Origin of the sequence: Erythrobacter alti, from assembly GCF_037996805.1 — a bacterium.
GTDB lineage: Bacteria > Pseudomonadota > Alphaproteobacteria > Sphingomonadales > Sphingomonadaceae > Alteraurantiacibacter > Alteraurantiacibacter alti.
In genome coordinates this window covers 20,093-39,189 of sequence record NZ_JBBNAX010000010.1, presented here as the reverse complement: position 1 = coordinate 39,189, position 19,097 = coordinate 20,093, and the positions used below count along the sequence as shown (strand labels likewise).

The following is a 19,097-nucleotide window of genomic DNA, read 5'->3' as shown; positions in this document are numbered from 1 at the left end:
ATCGCGCCGATTATTCACTCGCGCACGCGAATCGCCACAGGCGGCAACCCGAGCGACAATTGACTTCTCCAGTGCAATCAGAATGACAGCCGCGAGGACACCTGGACTTTTTGAAGATCGCCCGACAGGCCGTTCTCGAGCATGCGCTCCGCATACATGTATTCGATACCCACGTCGAAGCGGCTTGCCGGCGACCAAACCAGGTTGACGAAGGCATTCCAGCTTTCGTCGGTTACCTGGTTGCCTGTCAGCATCACGGGATTATCGGCCTTGAAGTAGGACCCTGCGATGGTGGAACGCAGATCGTCGGCCCAGAAATGGCGGAAAGCGGCAAAGCCTGAGTAGGTAAAGATGGGATCGAGCTCGCCATTGATGTTCACCGCAGCATCATTGACGATATTGAGCCCGATATAGCGACCAAGCCCATCGCCTGCGGTCCCCATGAAGCGCAGGTCGTCCCGCTCACCGACACGGATACGGCCAGACAAACTCAGGCCATATCCGAAGGCCGAATCGTCTCCCATGCCGAAATCATCGTCGGCCACATTGAGGCTGCGCACGATGCCCGCCGCGGTCAAGGAACCCCAGTCACCGCCGTGATTGTAGCGGATCACCATATCCGGCAGGGTATCATCGCCCGCGAGCACGCGTCCGCCGGAACTTGTCGTCACCGTGGTTTCCGGTTGCTCCGCCGCGATTTGCAGGCCGCCGGATGTATAGCGGATCATCGGCTGCCGTTCGAACACTGTGCCGGGCGTGGTGCCCACGAAATCCATCGATTCGGGCAACGCGCCAACATTCTGGAAGGTCGACCATGTCTGGCCGAGAAGCCAGTCGCCATAGGTCATATAGGCCTGCCGCATGCGGGGTGTGTAGCTGTTGGAAATGCGCTCATCACCGCCGGAAGTGACCATGAAATCAACCTCGACAAATGTGCCGACGGGATTTTCGAGCCCTACATCGGTGGAGGTGCGCATGTTCAGGCGCGTCTGGCGTGCCGAGAAATCTGTATCCCAGCCCGACGCGGTTCCCCCGACCGGGATGGCACCCGGAATGAGAAAGTCGCGAACAATACTCCCGCTTCCCACCTGACCGCCGCTGGTTCGCTGTGAAATTGCGTCCAGCTTCACATAGCCGCCAAGCGTGAATTGGGTGTTGCCAATCGAGAAGCCGTCACGTTCCTGCTCTTCGGTCACAGCCGCTACCTGCGTTGCAAGCTGTGCCTGCTCCTGCTGCAGCGCCTGCGTTTCCACGAGCACCGCCTCGGTCTGCGCTTGCAGTTCGGCCTGCTGGCCGGATGTCCGTGTCTCCTGTGTATCGAGCCGCTCGACGAGAGTTTCGACCAAAGCCTCCAGACGCGCAATTCGTGCTTCCATCGAAGCATCATCTTGCGCCTGGGCCGCTGCTGGCATCATGCAACTGGCAGCGAGCAATCCCGCAGTGAGCCGATGGCGAAGTGTCATTCCGGTCATCCAAACCTCCCGTTATGCGTTGGCCCGTTACGTCGCGGCCTTTGTGTTCTGGAGATGGTATGGAGCGCCCCTTGCGTTGCGAACAATTAGCGCATGGTCGTACGACCTTTGTCTGGAAGGCATCGCACGCTAGGCTGGTGTAAAGCGAGAAAAACGGAGGATCTGACAATGCGCGATCGTATCGAACGCCCTGCTGCAACAGCCAGCGCCAATTGCACGCCCGAACAATATGATACGCTCTATCGCCGCTCGGTCGAGGAGCCCGATCAATTCTGGCTTGAACAGGCGAAGCGGATGGTTTGGTCGACCTTCCCGACCAAGGCTGGCGAATGGTCGTTCGATCCGCCGCAGATCAGCTGGTTTGCCGATGGTTCGCTCAATCTGTGCTACAATGCGGTCGATCGGCATCTCGCAAAAAGTGGCGACACAACGGCTTTCATTTTTGAGCCGGACGACCCTTCCAGCCCCTCACGCAGCCTTACTTACCGCGAACTGCATTCCGAAGTCGTTCGCATGGCCAATGCGCTTAAGGCCATGGGTATCTCGAAAGGCGACCGGGTCACGCTCTATATGCCGATGGTGATCGAGGGCGCTGTCGCCATGCTGGCATGCGCTCGGATCGGCGCAATCCACTCGGTCGTCTTCGGCGGGTTTTCTCCCGAAGCATTGGCCGGTCGCATCGAGGCGTGCGAAAGCCGGTTCATCGTAACCGCTGATGAAGGCCTTCGCGGAACGAAGCGCGTGCCGTTGAAAGCAAATGTCGACGCAGCCATCCCGCTGGTGGCCAAGAGCACATCGGTCGATGGAGTGCTGGTAGTCAAGCACACTGGCGCCGACATCGATATGCTGGAAGGTCGAGATCACTGGTATCACGATGTCGCCAATGACGCGGATTGCCCGTGCGAAGATATGAATGCGGAAGACCCGCTGTTCATCCTCTACACCAGCGGTTCGACAGGTAAGCCCAAGGGTGTACTGCACACCACCGGCGGATACGGCGTTTGGGTCACGACCACGTTCCACTATACGTTCGACTACCAGCCGGGCGAGGTTTTCTGGTGCAGTGCCGATATCGGCTGGGTCACCGGGCACAGCTATGTTACCTACGGTCCGCTTATCAATGGCGGCACGAGCGTGATCTTCGAAGGCGTGCCGAACTACCCCGATCACGGCCGCTTCTGGGACGTGATTGACAAGCACAAGGTCAATATCTTCTACACCGCGCCGACCGCGATCCGCGCGCTGATGCGGGAAGGGGATGATTGGGTGACCAAGCACGATCTTTCATCGCTGCGTTTGCTCGGAACCGTGGGCGAACCCATCAATCCCGAAGCGTGGCGCTGGTATCACGACGTGGTCGGAAAGGGCACGTGTCCCATTGTCGACACCTGGTGGCAAACCGAAACGGGTGGCCACATGATTACTACGCTTCCCTACGCCCACGACATGAAGCCGGGCAGCGCGGGCAAGCCTTTCTTCGGCGTCCAGCTCTTGTTGGTCGACAACGAAGGCGAGCCGCTTGAAGGCGCAACTGATGGCAACTTGTGTATCAGCCATAGCTGGCCCGGACAGGCCCGCACAGTCTATGGCGATCACGATCGTTTCAACGAGGCCTACTTCAGCACTTTCCCCGGACGTTACTTCACCGGTGACGGGTGCAAGCGTGACGAGGATGGCTACTACTGGATTACCGGCCGAGTGGACGATGTAATCAACGTGTCAGGTCACCGTATGGGAACCGCCGAAGTCGAAAGCGCGCTGGTGCTGCATCCGAAGGTTTCCGAAGCCGCGGTTGTCGGCTTCCCGCATGATATCAAGGGCCAGGGCATCTATTGCTACGTCACCCTGATGGAGGGAGAAGACGACAGCGACGAACTTCATGGCGAGCTGCGCCAATGGGTGCGCAAGGAAATCGGCCCGATTGCCACGCCCGATCACCTGCAATTCACCGATGGCCTTCCCAAGACCCGCAGTGGCAAGATCATGCGCCGCATCTTGCGCAAGATTGCAGAGAACGACTTCGGATCGCTGGGAGATACATCCACGCTCGCTGACCCGTCGCTGGTTGAAAGGCTGATTGATGGAAGGCAGAACCGCTGACCATGCCTAGCAGAATCGTCATTGCCGATGACCATCCCCTGTTTAGAACAGCTCTGGGCCATGCGGTTGGTGCGGCTTGGCCCGATGCGGAAAAGATAGAAGCCTCGAGTGCGGCCGAAGCACGCGCGGCCGTCGAAGTCGGCGCGGACTGCCTTCTGCTCGACCTGCATATGGAAGATTCCCACGGTCTCAGTGCACTGATGGATTTCCGCCAGGACTTTCCTGCCGTGCCGGTTGTAATTGTCTCCGCCAGCGAGACGCCTCACGTTTACTCCGCAGCTGCCCAGCTTGGCGCGTCAGCTTTTATTCCGAAGTCGGCCAGTCTGGATAACATGCGAGAAGCCCTGGTTGCCGTGCGCGACGGCGACAGCTGGTTCCCCGAGGGAGAGGGCGAAGTCGATGAAGATCTTGCGCGCATTGCCTCGCTCACACCTGCACAACGCCGCATTCTCGATCAAATGCGTGCCGGCCTGCTCAACAAGCAGATCGCCTATGAGCTCGACATCAGCGAAGCGACGGTAAAGGCGCATATCACCGCAATCTTTCGCAAACTGAACGTGATAAGCCGGACGCAAGCGGCGATGCTTTCCGCCAAACTCGATGTCGATCAGTTGGACGCTAACGCCGGTCCAGGCTGACTATCCGGATCGCGATGCCCGGAAATGGCGCTTGCGATTATCGAACGCAATGCTGCCGGTGCGCCCGGCTTCAACAGCCGATAGGCCCCTATCGCCGCAGCGGCAGCGGCAGTTTCGTCGCTGGCTTCGGCTGTATATAGAATCACCGGTGGCCGCGTCTGCCAATATTTGCAAAGCGCCTCGTAAACTGCATCGCCGCGGGCATCGTCATCAAGCCTGTAGTCCATCAAGACAAGATCAGGCGCAACCTCCGTAGCATTCCGGGCGTCTTCTTCGCCACGTGCATCGGTGACGTCCAGTTCCCACCTTTCGAGCAGCGCGCGCGAGGCTGCCCGCGCGGCGTATTCATTGTCCACGACCAGAACCCGTGCATTGGACAGTTGTGCAGTCGATCGCGGAACACGCTGCCGCTTTTGTGCAATCCGCCATGATGCCACCGGCATGTGCAGGGCGAAGCAACTACCTTGCCCGGCCGTCGACGTGGTTTCGACTTCGATTTCGAGCAATCCGGTTATGCGCCGAACAATGGCCAGACCCAGGCCGAGACCTTCGCGATCAGCAGTACCCACGCGTTGGAATTCGTCAAAAATCCGTGCGACATCCTCCGGCGCAATTCCGCGCCCCGTGTCGTAAACGCACAGGCGGATGCTATCCCCTGCACGCCGCACACCAAGCAATGCGCCACCGCTATCGGTGTAGCGGATGGCATTGCTGAGCAGATTGCGCAGGACGCTGGCCAGCAGCGCGCGATCGGTTTCGACCCAGGCGCTGGTGCGTACCCGCCGCAGCGCAATCCCTTTCGCCTGTGCCTGAAGTGCGAATTCCCGGCAGACATCTTCGAGCACATCATCGAGCGATACGGTTTCGAGTTTTGGCTCGATCCCGCCACCATCGAGTTTCGAGATATCCAGAAGCGCCCGGATGAGCCGGTCGGCCGAAGTAATCGATCCATCGAGATCGCGCACCAGCTTACGCGCAGGATCGTGCTCACCGATTTCCTCGCCGAGAGCAGAAGCAAACAGGCGGGCCGCATTCAGCGGCTGGATAAGATCGTGACTGGCCGCTGCAAGGAAACGCGTTTTTGATCGGGTCGCCTTCTCAAGCGCCGCATTGGCATCGCTGAGTTGCCGCGTGCGCTCGGTGACCTTGTTCTCGAGTGCCTGTTCGGCACGCCTGTCGGCAGTGATATCGATATAGGACGTAACGTAGCCGCCGCCGGGTGCCGGATTGCCGATAATGCGCATGATCACGCCATCCGCCTGCTCGCGTTCCAGCCGGTGGCGGCGTCCGGCACGCATGTGCTCGAGGCGACGCTCGATCTGTTCCTCGATCTCGTCTTCGGAAGTGTTGCCGCGTCGCAGATTATAGCCGATCAACTTGGCAATCGGCGTACCGATCGAAGCCAGCTCCTCGGGCAGGTCGAACATCTGAGTGTAGCGGCTATTCCACGCAACGAGGTTCATGTCGGCATCGACAACCGCCACACCCTGGTCGATATTCTCGATCGCAATCTGGAGCAGGTCGGCGCTGAAAGTCAGGCGGCGGCTTGTCTCGTCGAACATAGCGACGACATCGGCCAGAGGGACAGGCTCCCCGCCTGACCAGGAGGAAACCAAAAGTCGAGATGAGGACGACCCGACCACGCCGGCGATGGTACGCTCGGCCATTGCAAGGACCGTCTCATCAGCGGGGTCGCTGTCCTGATAGGGGCGAGGCAAACCGGCCAGAGCATCTTTGGCCCGATCGGGTCCGACGACCTGCGCCAACAGCAAGCGAATGTCGGCGATGCGCTTGCGCGTGGCATAGGCGGGTAGCTGTCCGGGAACCGTGCTGCCAACAAATACGGCGGCCTGGGCAGCATCAACCAGCGAGGGTCTGAACAGGGCAGAACCGAACCAGTAGATAACCACATTCGCGCCGAGGCTGAGCAATACGCCCGAAACCAGCGGGTCAGGGTGGACCAGCCAGACCGGCGCGGTTCCGGTCGCTGCCGGGAAGATGAGCAAGCCGAGCCAGAGCCCGAACCCCATAGTCAGGCCGGCGAGCATTCCGATACGGTTTCCGTGTCGGCTGACCATTCCCAGAACAAGTCCCGGGGCAAATTGTGCCGCAGCTGCGAATGCAAGCGTTCCAAGCCCTGCCAGCGTGGTGGAAGCTCCGAAGCTCGCGTAGAACAAATATGCCAGAAACAGCAGCGCACCGATCACGATGCGTCTTAGAATGAGCAGGGTCGCTGCAAGCCGGGTGCGATCTCCTTCCCCGCTCAGCGCTCTCCGGAACAGGACCGGAGCGAGCAGGTCGTTAGAAATCATTGTCGAAAGAGCGACACTGGCGACCACGATCATTCCCGTCGATGCCGCAAGCCCCCCTATGAATATCAACACTGCCAGCGCCTCATTCCCCATCGAAAGTGGCAAGGCCATGACGATGGAATCGCGCGGCACTTCTGGCGGCAACGCACTAATGCCGGCCAGCACGATCGGGACAATCACCAGCGAAGTCAGCGCCAGATACGCAGGAAAAACCCAGCGCATCGATGGCGTGGTGTCCTCTCCGGGCGCTTCCACGAAAGCCATATGGAATTGTCGCGGCAGGCACAGTGCAGCGCAGGCTGCCAGAAGTGTCAGGATGCCGAAGCGCAGATCGACCTGGCCAAAATTGAATACCGTCGACGCCGGTATCGAAGGACCATCGGCAAGTACAAACAACGCGGCCACGGCCAGAGCCACCAGTGCTACCAGTTTCACCACCGCTTCAATTGCGATCGTCAGAACCAATCCGGCATTGTCGCCGGCTCGGTCGGCCCGGCGTGACCCGAACAATATCGCGAACAAGGCCATGCTTACCGCTACGGCCAGAACCACCTCGTCCATGGCGACGCTCTGTTCAAGCGACGGATCAAGCGCGACAAGCGAACTGCCGACCGATTGGAGCTGGAGCGCCATATACGGCAACGAACCGACGGTCGCGATCACCGTGACGAGTGCAGCAACCCCTGCGCTCTTGCCGTAGCGCGCCGAAAGGAAATCGGCGATCGAGGTGGAATGCTGGGCCTGTGCCTGGGCCAGCACCCGTCGCACCAGCCCGTACCCAAGCGTGAAGACAAGGATCGGACCCAGATAGATCGGAAGGAATTGCAGACCATCTGTCGCAGCTGTCCCAACACCTCCGAAAAACGTCCAGCTGGTGCAGAATACCGCAAGCGAAAGGCCGTAGATCCAACCGCTTTCCCGCAAGCTGGGGGCATGCGTCGACTTGTCACGACGAGCGGCAATCCAGAAAAGAGTGCCGAGATAGATGGCACTGGCAATAATGGCGATCGCAATAAGAATACGCCTGTCCTTCTACCCTGACCGATGATGCTAGCTCAAAGCGGCGATGATGCAAACAAAGGGGCGGCGCCTTGCAGCACCGCCCCTCCGTTTGGATTGCGCGAGACAATCAGTGCGCGTGCGCTTCGCCTGCACCGCGCGGTACGCGGATGCTGTCGACCAGACGGCGCACGTCCATCGGCGTACGAGCGGTCATCTTGGCAACCACGATGGCGACGATGAAGTGAAGCACCATGCCCACAACGCCGATGCCTTCCGGCGAGATACCAAGCAGCCAGTTCTCCGCCACATTCGCCTCCGGGTTCGCCAGCTTGAAGTAGAAGATATAGCCGAAGGTAAAGGCGAGGCCTGTCACCATTCCGGCAATCGCTCCTTCGCGGTTCATGAACTTCGTGAAGATGCCCATGAAGATCGCTGGGAACAGGCTTGCCGCAGCAAGGCCGAAGGCGAAAGCGACCACCTGTGCCACCCAGCCCGGCGGGTAGATGCCAAGATAACCGGCCACGATGATTGCCGCCGTCGCTGCCAAACGCGCCGCCAACAGCTCTCCTTTCTCCGAAATATTCGGCCTGAAGGTCGATTTGAGCAGATCGTGACTGATCGAGCTTGAGATCACCAACAGCAATCCCGCCGCTGTCGACAAAGCCGCCGCAAGGCCGCCAGCTGCCACCAGGGCTATCACCCATCCCGGCAGATTGCCGATTTCCGGGTTGGCGAGCACCATGATGTCCCGATCGACGTAGACTTCATTCTCGCTGTCGGCGTTGGGCGTATTGGTGACTTCGCGAGCCCCCGATGCGGCAGTTCCTTCAGCGAATACCGGTGCGCCTTCAAAGGCATCACCCGAGCGGTACTGCATCACGCCGTCATTGTTCTTGTCCTGGAAGGCGATGAGGTCATTGCTTTCCCAGTTCTTGAACCAGTCAGGTGCCTGTGCGTAGCTCGTCTCGTTCACCGTATCGATGAAGTTGATACGGGCAAATGCGCCCACTGCCGGAGCGGTGGTGTAGAGCAGGGCGATAAACAGCAGCGCCCAGCCGGCCGATTTGCGCGCATCTGATGCTTTGGGCACGGTGAAGAAGCGCACGATCACGTGCGGCAGACCCGCCGTACCGACCATCAGGGCCAAGGTGATGCAGAACACGTCGATCATCGACTTGCTACCATCGGTATATTGCCCGAAGCCCAGGTCGGTCAGCACCAGATTGAGCTTCTCCAGCACGTATAGCCCGGAACCGTCATTGACCTGCGACCCCAGACCCAATTGCGGAATCGGATTACCCGTGATCATGAAGCTGAGGAAGAAGGCCGGCACCATATAGGCGAAGATCAGCACGCAATATTGCGCGACCTGCGTATAGGTGATGCCCTTCATCCCGCCGAGCACCGCGTAGATAAACACGATCCCCATACCGATGATGACGCCCCAGAAAATCGAGACATCAAGAAAGCGTGAGAACACGATCCCGACGCCGCGCATCTGGCCTGCGATATATGTAAAGCTGATGAAGATCAGGCAGATCACGGCAACCACACGCGCAGTCTTGGAATAATACCGCGTGCCGATGAAATCGGGCACGGTAAACTGGCCGAACTTGCGCAGATAGGGTGCCAGAAGCAGTGCCAGCAGCACATATCCGCCGGTCCAGCCCATGAGATAGACAGAAGCGTCATATCCGAGGAAGGCGATCAGGCCTGCCATGGAAATGAAGCTTGCCGCGCTCATCCAGTCGGCGGCGGTTGCCATGCCGTTGACGACCGGGTTCACCCCGCCGCCGGCGACATAGAATTCCTTGGTGGATCCGGCGCGAGACCAGATGGCGATACCGATATACATCGCGAAGCTGAGCCCCACGAAGATGTAGATCAGGGTTTGCGTTTCCATCCTACTGCCCCCTTCAATCGTCGAGGTCGTACTTGCGCTCAAGCGAGCGCATCTTGACGACGTAATAGAGGATCAGGGCCATGAAGATGTAAATCGAACCCTGTTGGGCGAACCAGAAGCCAAGCGGATATCCGCCGAGCGAAAACTGGTCGAGCCAATCGCGGAAAAGGATGCCGGCGCCGAAAGAAACGACAAACCAGATCGACATCAGCGTGAGCAGTAATCGCAAATTGTCACGCCAGTAGGCGTTCTCGGTGGCGTTTGTTTCGCCCTCATCGGCCTGACTTGAATCAGGCGGTGTTTCGTCGACCATCGGTCCCCTCCTTGCTTTGTTTTTTCGCAGCCCAGTTCGGCAGCTTGCCCGCAAGGCTAGGAGGATGCCCGGCATACGACGAGAGCGACTTTAGTATGAGACTAGCGAGAGAGTGCTTCGAGCCGGCCCAGCCGCGTGTCAGCGGGCATTGTGGCCAGCTGCGCGAGCAGCAGTTCCGCTGAGGCAATGGCATCACCCAAAGCGTCATGCACCCTGTATTCGGGCAGGCCATAGCGCGCGCGTGCTGCTCCAAGGCGATAAACCCCATTACCGACTAAGGATGGAGCGAGATGTCGCTCGAGTTTGAGCGTGCAAATCGCCCGGACCGGAAGCGTTATTTCGAACAGTTTTCGGCAAGCTCCTTGCAAGGCTGCTGTCTCGACATCAGCTCCGTGCGCCACGAGGATACGGCCGGAGAGGCTGGCGATCAGGGGCAGGATGACTTCGTGAAGCGCTTGTCCGGCCACGGCACGATCCTCGCCGATACCGTGAATTGTCACCGCCCTGCGATCCAGTTTTGCCGCGCAGTGCACATCGGCGACTTGAGCGAGTTCCAGCGGAATCGAACAGGCGTTGAACGGCAACCAACCAGCCTGCAGGATATGAGCATCTCTTTTCAGTCCATCGAGTTCGAAATCCAGTGCAAGCAATGGCGCTTCGATGACAGGCAGGTCCGCATTCGGCCAGGCCGCGAGGGCATAGCGGCGCAAGACAGGTTCATCCAATTCAGCCAGTCCGCGCAAGGCACGTTCGAATCGCCACCGTGCGAACATGTCAGGCGATGCCGCCCGCGAAGTTGCGTCGCAGCGAGTCCAGCCCGCTCCTGATGACCTTGAACGCGTCTTTCAGGTAATCGCGCTCCAAGGGGGAAAGCGTGGCCGGGGCGATCAAATTGTCGGGTTCCGCCCCGCCGCGCAATTGTTCGGCCTGGTGGCGAATGCGCAATTCGTTCACCAGCAAGTGCGCGTCCTCAAGGCTTTGCGCATCGCCCTTGTCCATCCGGCCTACTGCCGCGAGCGCATGCAGGCGTTCCCGCGTGCCGGTGGCGACAATTCCATACGCAAGTGCCTGGGTGCGCGCGATATCGATGATCGGCATGATTGCCTGCGCCTTGGCGTCGAACACCTTGGTGCCATCGGCCGCGTTCTCCAGCACGAGATTGCGAAAAATGCCAAGCGGGACCCGGCTGCGTTGTGCATCACGCGCCAGGTAACTGGCGAAGATCGATGAGGCCGCTGCCATTGCGAGCACATCCTTCCGCAATTCCTCGACCAGCCTCCGCTCGCCGTGCACACAGCGCATGTCGAAGAATATCGTCGCGCGCAGGATACGGTCTTCATCCGGCCGTTCGACCCAGTCCGCATAACGTGTCCGCCAATCGCTGGCAGTGAGCCGCTGGTCTGCATTTTTCGCCATGATACCGCCCTTGCAATAGACGAAACCGCAGGCGTCCAGCAGGTCGGAAATCCGCGCGCCCAGCGTCCCGAAATAGCCCTCTGCAGCCTCATCCCCCCGGTCGGAGATCACAAGTCCGTTATCCTGATCGGACCCGACCAACTGTTCCTCGCGCGCAAGTGAGCCAAAGACGACCAGAGCATAGGGCACAGGCGGTGGGCCAAGCTCGGCCTCGACCAGTTCGGCGGCCCGGCGATGAACCGCCTCTCCCAAGGCCGAGGTAAAGCGCATGGCATGCGCCGCCGACAGTCCCTGCCGCACCATTCGTGCAAAACTGTCGGGGATTCGCAGTGCCGCCTTCACCAAGGCGTGAGGCGTTTTGGCCCGAGCTATGGCCATGCCGGTGTCGATGGCATTATGACCCAGGAATGCGAGTATATCCGTCGCGCTGACGATCCCTGCGAGTTGCCCGTTCTCGTCGAGAAGGGGGATATGGCGAAACCCGCCCGATGCCATCAGCGCCATCGCTTCACCCACACTGTGTTCGGCGGAAAGCGTTTGAGGATCGGGCGTCATCACACGGCTTACAGGTTCGTCTCCTGGAAGCCCCGCGGCCAGCACACGGTTGCGCAAGTCCTTGTCTGAGACGATGCCGACCAGTAGCTCCCCTTCGCACAGCGGTAGCGTGCTCACATCGTGGTCGCGCATCAATTGCGCGGCAGCGCGGATTGTCATGCCTGGAAGGCCGGAGACGAGCTGCTGCCTGCGCGTCAGGCTTGAAACATGTGTCGTGTCGAGCTTCGAATGACCTTCGGTTTCACGCTTGCGCAGTGCGTGCCGGATGCGTGCGGACTCGTCTTCGGCGAAGTATTCACGCACCACCGGATGCTCTTCGCGTAGCGCGAGAAATTGTTTGCCGGGAAGCGCATAGACCAGCGTGGCTTCCAGAGCCTGCACTGCATTATGTATCTCACCGCCGCGCAGCAGCGAAGGGTAGGCAAAACAGCTTCCAGCCGCGAGCCGTGCAGTCAGTTCCTCGCCTGCCAGTCGCAGTTCCACAGCGCCTGACCGGACAATGAAAAGCCGGTCATTGTGCTGCCCCGCTTGCAGGATCATCTCATCAGCTCGGTAATAGAAAATCGTGATCTTGCGGGAGAGCGCAGCCAGGACGTCTCGGCCCAAAGCGTCGAACGGCGCAGTGGACGAGAGGAAACGGGCGATTTCGGCGATTTCCTGTCCCATCCTCCGACCATACACGCACAAGTGGGCGTGCCAATTCGACCTTGGTCGCAGCCGGGATCAGGATTTATCCTGCCTCGCTGACCCAGTCCTTGCGCAACGACGGCCCGGCCAGTGCCATCAGCAATGCCGCAACGAGATAGAGGACGAGCGCATAGAGCATGGAATAGCGCAGTGCCTCATCGCCGTAGATCGGGGTGAGCAGGTCCGAAAAGGCTCCGAGCGCGTAGATGCCGCCGCCAAGCCCGATGAGGTTGTTCATCAGCAAGAACAGGGCCGAAGCGGTCGAGCGCGCTGCAGGAACAACCAGATGCTGGATCGCCGAAAGGACCGGGCCGAGCCAGACATAGGCGAGCGCTTGCGGAACGAGGAACAGCAGGAAGGCGACCTGTGCATCGCTGCTCGAAATTCCCGCAGCGAATAGCGGCGCGCCCAGCAGATAGGCAAGGCTGGGAAGCCAGGCATAATAGGCGCGGTCACGGTTGCCCAGACGGTCTGCAATCAATCCGCCTGCAAGCACACCGACAACGCCGCCGATGAGCAGAACAGCGCCGAAGAATTGCGATGCCTGCACAAGGTCGTAACCGAAGCTGCGGATCAGCAGGCTGGGCAGCCAGAAGGCGATGCCATAACCCAGCATCGACGACATCGACGCACCGAAGGCGAGGAACCAGAAGGATCGCTTGCGCGCGAGGACTGCGGCGGTTTCCTTGAGTGTCGGCTGCCGGGATAACTCCTCCGCTTCGCCTTCAACAGGAACCGGCTTGATCTTGTCGCGCACCAGGAACTTGAACAGCGGCACGATGATCAGGCCTGCCAGGCCAACGGCAAAGAACGCCGTGCGCCAGTCCACAGTCGCCGCGATGTAGCCGCCCATCAACACGCCCAGCCCCGATCCGATCGGTATGCCGAGCGAATAGACCGACAGCGCGGTCGCTCGCTGCGAACTGGGGAAATAATCGCCGATCAGGGCGTATGATGGTGCCACCCCGCCCGCTTCGCCTATGCCAACGCCAAGCCGGGCAAGGAAGATGTGCCAGAAACTGGTCGCCAGCCCGCACAGTGCGGTGAAGCCGCTCCACGCAGCAAGCGAGACGGCGATCACCCAGCTCCGGCTCGTGCGGTCGGCCAGTGCGGCCAGCGGCACCGCCATTGTCGAATACAACAGGGCGAAAGCTATCCCGCCGAGCAGGCCCATCTCTCCGTCGCTCAATTGCAGATCGGCCTGGATGGGAGCTGCGAGGATCGACAGGATCTGCCGGTCGACGAAATTGAAGATGTAGACCACCAGCAACATCGCAAGAACGGTGTTGCGGTGCGGGTCGCCCTTGGCAGGTGTGACTGCCGCTGCTTGGTTCGGGCTCACCCGTAATGCTCCTTCAGGAAGGCGGTTATCGCCGCCACTGCGACCGGTTCGTCCAACAACGGGGCGTGACCGCGATTTGGCACATCGGCATGATCGAACGGCCCCTTGTGAAGTTCCTTCATCCGGGCGACCGTATCGAGTGTGAGCAGATCCGACAATGCGCCGCGCAATGCCAGTACCGGCGTTTCGCCCAGCATCTGCCACAGTGGCCACAGGTCTTCCTGCGGACCGTCGCCAATATCGGCAAAACCTTGAGCGATTTCCGGGTCATAGGCGAAGGCAAGCCGGCCATCGGGCAAGGTCCGGCAAGTGCGCCGCGCCCATGCCATCCAGTCAACCCCGGCAAAATCGGGGAATGCCTGACCATTGATGTCGGCGCAGGCGCGCGCGGCTTCATCCCAATCGGCAAAGCTGCTGCCACCACCGACATAGCTGCCGATGCGCGCCAGACCCTCGGGCGCGAGTTCGGGACCTATGTCGTTGAACACGATCGCAGGGAATGCGCCGGGCTGCATGGCGTTCATCACCATCGCCATCAAGCCGCCCATCGACGTGCCGATGATCGCCGGGTGCTCGATTTCCAGACTGGCGAGCAGTGCGAACATATCGCCCGCGTAGATGTCGGGCCGGTATTTCGCCGGATCGGGATCATCCTGCGACAATCCACGCCCGCGCTGGTCGGGCACGATCAGGCGATACCGGGGTGCCAGATGTTCGGCCAGAGGCTCGAAATCAGCACTGTTCCTGGTCAGCCCGTGCATCATCAGCACGGGTTTCCCATTGCCGCCGTAGTCGCGTGCAAACAGCTTAAGCCGTCCGCACGCGCTGGTATAGCGATGCTCGCGATACTCCATCATGCTTCCATAGTCCTGTCCGCCGGAATGCGGATCAGAATTCTATGGTTGCAGTGACATAGACCTGGCGCGGGTTGCCGTGGAAGGCGGTCAGTGTGCCCTCGGTACCGAGATTTGGCGTTGGTTGGCCGTTCGTCAGCACCGGAGCGCCGGTGACCGGATCGATCGCGATGAAAGTATAGCCTGATGTGCGGTAGATCCTGTCGGTCAGATTGCGGCCATAGAGGCCAATGCTGAAACCGCTGTCGTCGTTGTAAACGATGCTCGCATCGACAAGTGCATAGCCGCTCTGGTCGAGGAACGGGTTCGGGATTTCGAACTGCGTCGTCGAGCTGCGGTATGACACGGTGCTGCCGACATAAAGATCGCCATTGCCCGCAGGCGTGCTGTAGCCGAGCGTCGCGCTTCCACTCCATTCAGGCGTATTCTGCACTTCGCGGAAATCGGAAACGTCAGTCGGCGTGCCAACGATATTGGTGATGAATTCAGTGTATTCGGCATCGATCCAGCCGAGCGAGCCGCTGAAGCGCAACTCATCGCCGGATGACATCATGTCGCGGGCAAGCCGTGCGCTGGTCTCCAGTTCCAGACCCATGAATTCCGCCGCACCGGCGTTCGAAACCACGCCGCAGAACGTTGCGACACCGCCAACGTTACAGGCGACCGAGCCGGGAATTTGCACATCGGTATACTCGGCATAAAAGCCGGCCAGCGCGATGTACACCGCATCATCCAGCAGGCTGCCCTTGTAGCCGACTTCGTAGCTGTCGACCGATTCCGGTGCGAAGCTGAGGAAGTCAGCCACTTCAGCGTCGGTCGGTGAACCAGGGATGGCAGCAGGGGCATTCACACCCACGCCGCGCGGATCAAAACCGCCGCCCTTGAAGCCTTGCGAAAAGCTGGCGTAGATATTGTGGTCAGGGGTCGGCTGGTAGCTGAGCGAAACGCGCGGGGTGAACTTGTTGAAGTCCTCCGATCCGTCGAAATCGGTACTCGGCCCGGTGCCAAAGAACGGAACGCCGGCTCCGCCGAATACCGGGGACCCACCGCCCTGATAGTTCTGGCGCAAAATTGTCGCCGAGCGTTCGTCCCAGGTGTAGCGACCACCCAGCGAGAGGCTGAGCTGATCGGTAATGTCGTAGGTGAAGTCGCCGAATACAGCATATGTCTCGGTGTCGACATTGGCCTGTGTGAAGGCCGTGAAGCCAGCAAATGTCGTGAACAGCCGCACATCGAACTGCGTGTCTGCAGCAGCGTTCAGGTAATAGGCGCCGAACAGGCCGGTGAAGGGCCCGCCATCATCCCAGATCAGCTGGAGTTCCTGGCTGGTCTGTTCGTTGTTGTAGAACGCAGGCACATCAAGATCGACCGCAGGCAATGCGTCGAAATCTATCGGAGAGGCGCTCTGGTCTGCGCGGTACGAAGTGATCGAACGCAAGGTCAGCGCATCGGACAGGTCGACACGGGCATTGAGGGCGATGCCATATGCTTCGACATCCTGCTCCGGATCGACAAGGCCGCCGCGCGTGTCGAACACGTTATCGAGTATGGGCGCTCCTGATGCGCCGCCGACGATCAGGCGATGACCGCCGCGCGCATTGCTAAGGTCGTGCGTGTAATCGCCCGAAATGCGCAGCAGGTAAGGCGCGCCATTGCCACCGACTTCAATAGTGCCGCGCGCCGCCCAAATGTCCTTGTTGTAATTGTCTTCGCCGGTCGTGAGGTTCTCACCAAAGCCGCCGCGCGAAAGCCGGGCAACCGATGCTCCGACACGGACAGGGTCGGCGATTGGAGCGGAGACTGTCACCACACCTTCGGCGCGGTCATATGAGCCATAGGTACCGCGCAGGCGCAGGCTGAATTCGTCGGGCAGTTCGCGGGTAACATATTTCACCGCGCCGCCAATCGTGTTGCGGCCGTAAAGCGTGCCCTGCGGACCGCGCAGCACTTCGATCCGCTCGACATCGTAGATATCGAGCACGGCAGCCTGCGGGCGGTTGAGATAGACATCGTCGAGATAGATGCCGACGCCCTGCTCGAAACCTGAAACCGGGTCCTGCTGGCCGATCCCGCGAATAAAGGCAGAGAGCGTCGAGTTGGTGCCGCGCGATTCCTCGAGCGTCGTGTTGGGAGTGATCTGCGCGATGTCGGTAATGTCGACCGAGCCGCGACGTTGCAGTTCCTCTTCGCCGAAGCTGCTCACTGCGACAGGCACGTCAACCAGGCGTTCTTCACGGCGACGTGCGGTGACGATAATCGTCCCGCCGGTGGCCGTTTCTGCTTCCGGATCGGTCGCGCCGCCCTGCTGGGCATGAGCAGGCGTAGCGAGCGCTGCAAGGACAATGGCACAGGCGGCGGACTGCCGCAGAAGGGCTTTCGACATCAATTCTCTCCCGATGAACTCTTGTTCTCGGACAACCCAATATTGAAACCTGAACCAACTTTCAACTTTAATCTTTGCGCATTGTGCAAAATCGCGTTAGCGCCGTGACATGGCAGCAACACCGACAACCGAAGCGGATCAAAGCAAAGCACCGCGCACGGCGCGAGGTCGGGAGACGTTGCGCAAATTGCTTGATGCAGCGGCGCTCGAATTTGGCGAAAAGGGTTTTCACGAGGCGTCGATAAGCGCGATCACCCGCCGCGCCGGAACAGCCCTCGGCAGCTTTTACACATACTTCGAAAGCAAGGATGCGATCTTCCGCGCCCTGGTGAAAGACATGAGTGCGCAAGTGGCGCGCGAGGCCGGCGAAGCAGTCGCACCAAAGACCGATCCTTTCGAGATCGAGCGCGCTGCGCTGCAATCCTTCCTCGACTTTGCGCGCGAGCATAAGGAAATCTATCGCATCATCGATGAAGCCGAGTTCGTCGATCCGGCGAGCTTCCGCGAACATTACGAAACGACCGCAGCCCGCATCCTCGACCGCCTCAAGAAAGGCGAGAACGAGGGAAAATTCCGCGAAGGTATGGACGAAGCGCACGCCTGGGCATTGATGGGCATGAACGTGTTCTTGGGCCTGCGATACGCCGTGTGGTCTGAAAGCACCGATGCGGAACGCATTGCAGAGCTGGCGAACACGATGCTGCGCCAGGGTATCGGCAGGAACGGCGACAAATCCTAAACTGCGGAGCTGAACCTTCGCGCACTGTCTTGCCGATAGGGATCAAAACACGCAGCAATACTGCGTGCATATGGCAGGGAGGATTCCGGGATAACGAACATCCCGCCGGCAAATTCAAACAGTCCTGCTCGTGCGAAAGGTTCCAGCCGGTCCTGTGCGCCCTCCATGATCGCATGATCGACCCGCGCCCGTCCTTGGCACAGTAATTCTTCGATAATTGCGCCGCGCCGACGATCCTCAACCGTGCGCACCTTGCCGCGAGCAACCGGCGCCTTCCCCTGGGATAACAACATTCGATATCGCCCGGCATTTTTTTCATGCTGCGCCAACAGGTTCGGGAAGGAACTGATGGCAGATGCTCCCAACCCGATCAGCGTGGTCGCAGAATCATCGGTGAAACCCTGGAAATTGCGGTGAAGCTCACCTGCCGTTGCGGCCCTGGCAAGCGAATCGCCTGGCAAAGCAAAATGATCGAATCCTACGGGCACATATCCCGCATGGACCATGTTGTGGTAGCCGAGCGCAGCCATGTTGAACCGCAAGAGCTGATCCGGAAGATTGCTGCCATCGATCTGGCGTTGGCGTGGAATCAGATGAGGTACATGGGCATATCCAAAAAATGCTACCCGGTCCGCGCCCAAGCGCTGCGCCATGTCGAGCGATGAAGAAACATCGTCCAGATTCTGGCCAGGCAATCCATACATCAGATCCAGATTGAGCGAGCCAACCCCTGCCTTGCGCAACAGTTCTACCGCCCTGTCGATCATAGCGACAGGCTGGATGCGGCCAATCGCGCGCTGCAATGACGGGGCAAAGGTTTGCACGCCAAGCGAAGCATGGCTCACACCAATGGCGCCCAGCACGCCTTCCCATTCCTGTGTCAGGCTACGCGGGTCCAGCTCAATCGCGACGGTCGGACTATCGAGCGGGAATTTCAGCGTCAGTTGATCCATCAAGCGTATGAAATCGACCGGATTGATGGCATTAGGGCTGCCCCCGCCAAACGCAATGCGGCGCACCCGCGCACCCGCTGGCAACATCTCCGCAACCAGCATGATTTCCTTGTGCAGCGCATCCAGATAGCTGGTGAGGCGCGTCGCTCGATTGGCAGCCGCGGTGTTGCATCCGCAATACCAGCATATCTGATCGCAGAACGGGATATTTACGTAGAGCGAAACGTCGCCAGTGGCCGTCGAAACGGCGTCGCTGAAGTCTACCTGTCCTACCTCGTCACCAAACTCCGCAGCGGTGGGATAGCTGGTATAACGCGGGACGGGCGAAGAAAGGAGTTCTGCATGATAATTCCACATGCAAACCTGCATCGCTCGTCCGTCAGTTCGCGTCATTGTTCTGGGTCAAATGACCCGGATCGCTTGCGCGA

Annotated in this window: 13 protein-coding genes; 3 read left to right on the top strand and 10 right to left on the bottom strand. The window is 59.8% G+C overall.

Annotated elements, in window-relative coordinates:
• Nucleotides 1-77: 77 nt before the first annotated feature.
• Complete coding sequence (locus tag AAC850_RS12690) at nucleotides 78-1,472, bottom strand: DcaP family trimeric outer membrane transporter (protein WP_340589177.1); 1,395 nt, start codon at nucleotides 1,470-1,472, stop codon at nucleotides 78-80.
• Between the two features lie 168 nt (nucleotides 1,473-1,640).
• On the opposite strand from AAC850_RS12690, the gene acs reads away from it, so the two are divergent.
• Both acs and AAC850_RS12680 read left to right on the top strand, forming a co-directional pair.
• Nucleotides 1,641-3,572 (top strand): acetate--CoA ligase, encoded by a 1,932-nt coding sequence (gene acs / locus AAC850_RS12685; RefSeq protein ID WP_340589176.1) that lies wholly within the window; start codon nucleotides 1,641-1,643, stop codon nucleotides 3,570-3,572.
• Between the two features lie 2 nt (nucleotides 3,573-3,574).
• Nucleotides 3,575-4,210, top strand: coding sequence for a LuxR C-terminal-related transcriptional regulator (locus tag AAC850_RS12680; RefSeq protein WP_340589175.1), 636 nt, complete (start codon nucleotides 3,575-3,577; stop codon nucleotides 4,208-4,210).
• Here AAC850_RS12680 and AAC850_RS12675 read toward each other — a convergent pair.
• The 8 genes from AAC850_RS12675 to AAC850_RS12640 form a co-directional block, all read right to left on the bottom strand.
• Entirely contained in the window at nucleotides 4,180-7,446 is a 3,267-nt protein-coding gene (locus AAC850_RS12675) for a PAS-domain containing protein (RefSeq protein WP_340589174.1), read from the bottom strand. The genes AAC850_RS12680 and AAC850_RS12675 overlap by 31 nt on opposite strands.
• Before the next feature lie 205 nt (nucleotides 7,447-7,651).
• Nucleotides 7,652-9,427, bottom strand: coding sequence for a sodium:solute symporter family protein (locus AAC850_RS12670; protein WP_340589172.1), 1,776 nt, complete (start codon nucleotides 9,425-9,427; stop codon nucleotides 7,652-7,654).
• Between the two features lie 13 nt (nucleotides 9,428-9,440).
• Nucleotides 9,441-9,740 carry a DUF4212 domain-containing protein gene (locus AAC850_RS12665; protein ID WP_340589171.1) on the bottom strand — a complete coding sequence of 100 codons (300 nt, stop codon included), beginning with the start codon at nucleotides 9,738-9,740 and terminating at the stop codon, nucleotides 9,441-9,443.
• A gap of 101 nt (nucleotides 9,741-9,841) precedes the next feature.
• Nucleotides 9,842-10,513, bottom strand: a complete 672-nt coding sequence (locus AAC850_RS12660; RefSeq protein ID WP_340589169.1) for an exonuclease domain-containing protein — start codon at nucleotides 10,511-10,513, stop codon at nucleotides 9,842-9,844.
• A 1-nt stretch (nucleotide 10,514) separates the two neighbouring features.
• On the bottom strand, nucleotides 10,515-12,377 hold the full coding sequence (locus AAC850_RS12655; protein WP_340589168.1) for a DUF294 nucleotidyltransferase-like domain-containing protein: 1,863 nt from the start codon (nucleotides 12,375-12,377) through the stop codon (nucleotides 10,515-10,517).
• A gap of 64 nt (nucleotides 12,378-12,441) precedes the next feature.
• On the bottom strand, nucleotides 12,442-13,671 hold the full coding sequence (locus AAC850_RS12650; RefSeq protein WP_340589225.1) for a spinster family MFS transporter: 1,230 nt from the start codon (nucleotides 13,669-13,671) through the stop codon (nucleotides 12,442-12,444).
• A 65-nt stretch (nucleotides 13,672-13,736) separates the two neighbouring features.
• Complete coding sequence (locus AAC850_RS12645; protein WP_340589167.1) at nucleotides 13,737-14,597, bottom strand: alpha/beta fold hydrolase; 861 nt, start codon at nucleotides 14,595-14,597, stop codon at nucleotides 13,737-13,739.
• Nucleotides 14,598-14,628: 31 nt separating this feature from the next.
• Nucleotides 14,629-16,977, bottom strand: coding sequence for a TonB-dependent receptor (locus AAC850_RS12640; RefSeq protein ID WP_340589166.1), 2,349 nt, complete (start codon nucleotides 16,975-16,977; stop codon nucleotides 14,629-14,631).
• A gap of 109 nt (nucleotides 16,978-17,086) precedes the next feature.
• Between AAC850_RS12640 and AAC850_RS12635 the strand changes: the two genes are divergently transcribed.
• A complete protein-coding gene (locus tag AAC850_RS12635; protein WP_340589164.1) occupies nucleotides 17,087-17,716 on the top strand; it encodes a TetR/AcrR family transcriptional regulator in 630 nt (209 codons plus the stop codon).
• Here the strand turns inward: AAC850_RS12635 and hemN are convergent.
• Entirely contained in the window at nucleotides 17,713-19,062 is a 1,350-nt protein-coding gene (gene hemN / locus AAC850_RS12630) for an oxygen-independent coproporphyrinogen III oxidase (protein ID WP_340589163.1), read from the bottom strand. The two genes, AAC850_RS12635 and hemN, sit on opposite strands and share 4 nt — an antisense overlap.
• Nucleotides 19,063-19,097: the final 35 nt, after the last annotated feature.

Coding starts and splice junctions, on each gene's coding strand:
- acs (WP_340589176.1), top strand. CDS start 1,641: ATGCGCGATCGTATCGAACGCCCTGCTGCAACAGCCAGCGCCAATTGC.
- AAC850_RS12680 (WP_340589175.1), top strand. CDS start 3,575: ATGCCTAGCAGAATCGTCATTGCCGATGACCATCCCCTGTTTAGAACA.
- AAC850_RS12690 (WP_340589177.1), bottom strand. CDS start 1,472: ATGACCGGAATGACACTTCGCCATCGGCTCACTGCGGGATTGCTCGCT.
- AAC850_RS12640 (WP_340589166.1), bottom strand. CDS start 16,977: ATGTCGAAAGCCCTTCTGCGGCAGTCCGCCGCCTGTGCCATTGTCCTT.
- AAC850_RS12665 (WP_340589171.1), bottom strand. CDS start 9,740: ATGGTCGACGAAACACCGCCTGATTCAAGTCAGGCCGATGAGGGCGAA.
- AAC850_RS12635 (WP_340589164.1), top strand. CDS start 17,087: ATGGCAGCAACACCGACAACCGAAGCGGATCAAAGCAAAGCACCGCGC.
- hemN (WP_340589163.1), bottom strand. CDS start 19,062: ATGACGCGAACTGACGGACGAGCGATGCAGGTTTGCATGTGGAATTAT.
- AAC850_RS12645 (WP_340589167.1), bottom strand. CDS start 14,597: ATGATGGAGTATCGCGAGCATCGCTATACCAGCGCGTGCGGACGGCTT.
- AAC850_RS12655 (WP_340589168.1), bottom strand. CDS start 12,377: ATGGGACAGGAAATCGCCGAAATCGCCCGTTTCCTCTCGTCCACTGCG.
- AAC850_RS12650 (WP_340589225.1), bottom strand. CDS start 13,671: ATGTTGCTGGTGGTCTACATCTTCAATTTCGTCGACCGGCAGATCCTG.
- AAC850_RS12660 (WP_340589169.1), bottom strand. CDS start 10,513: ATGTTCGCACGGTGGCGATTCGAACGTGCCTTGCGCGGACTGGCTGAA.
- AAC850_RS12670 (WP_340589172.1), bottom strand. CDS start 9,427: ATGGAAACGCAAACCCTGATCTACATCTTCGTGGGGCTCAGCTTCGCG.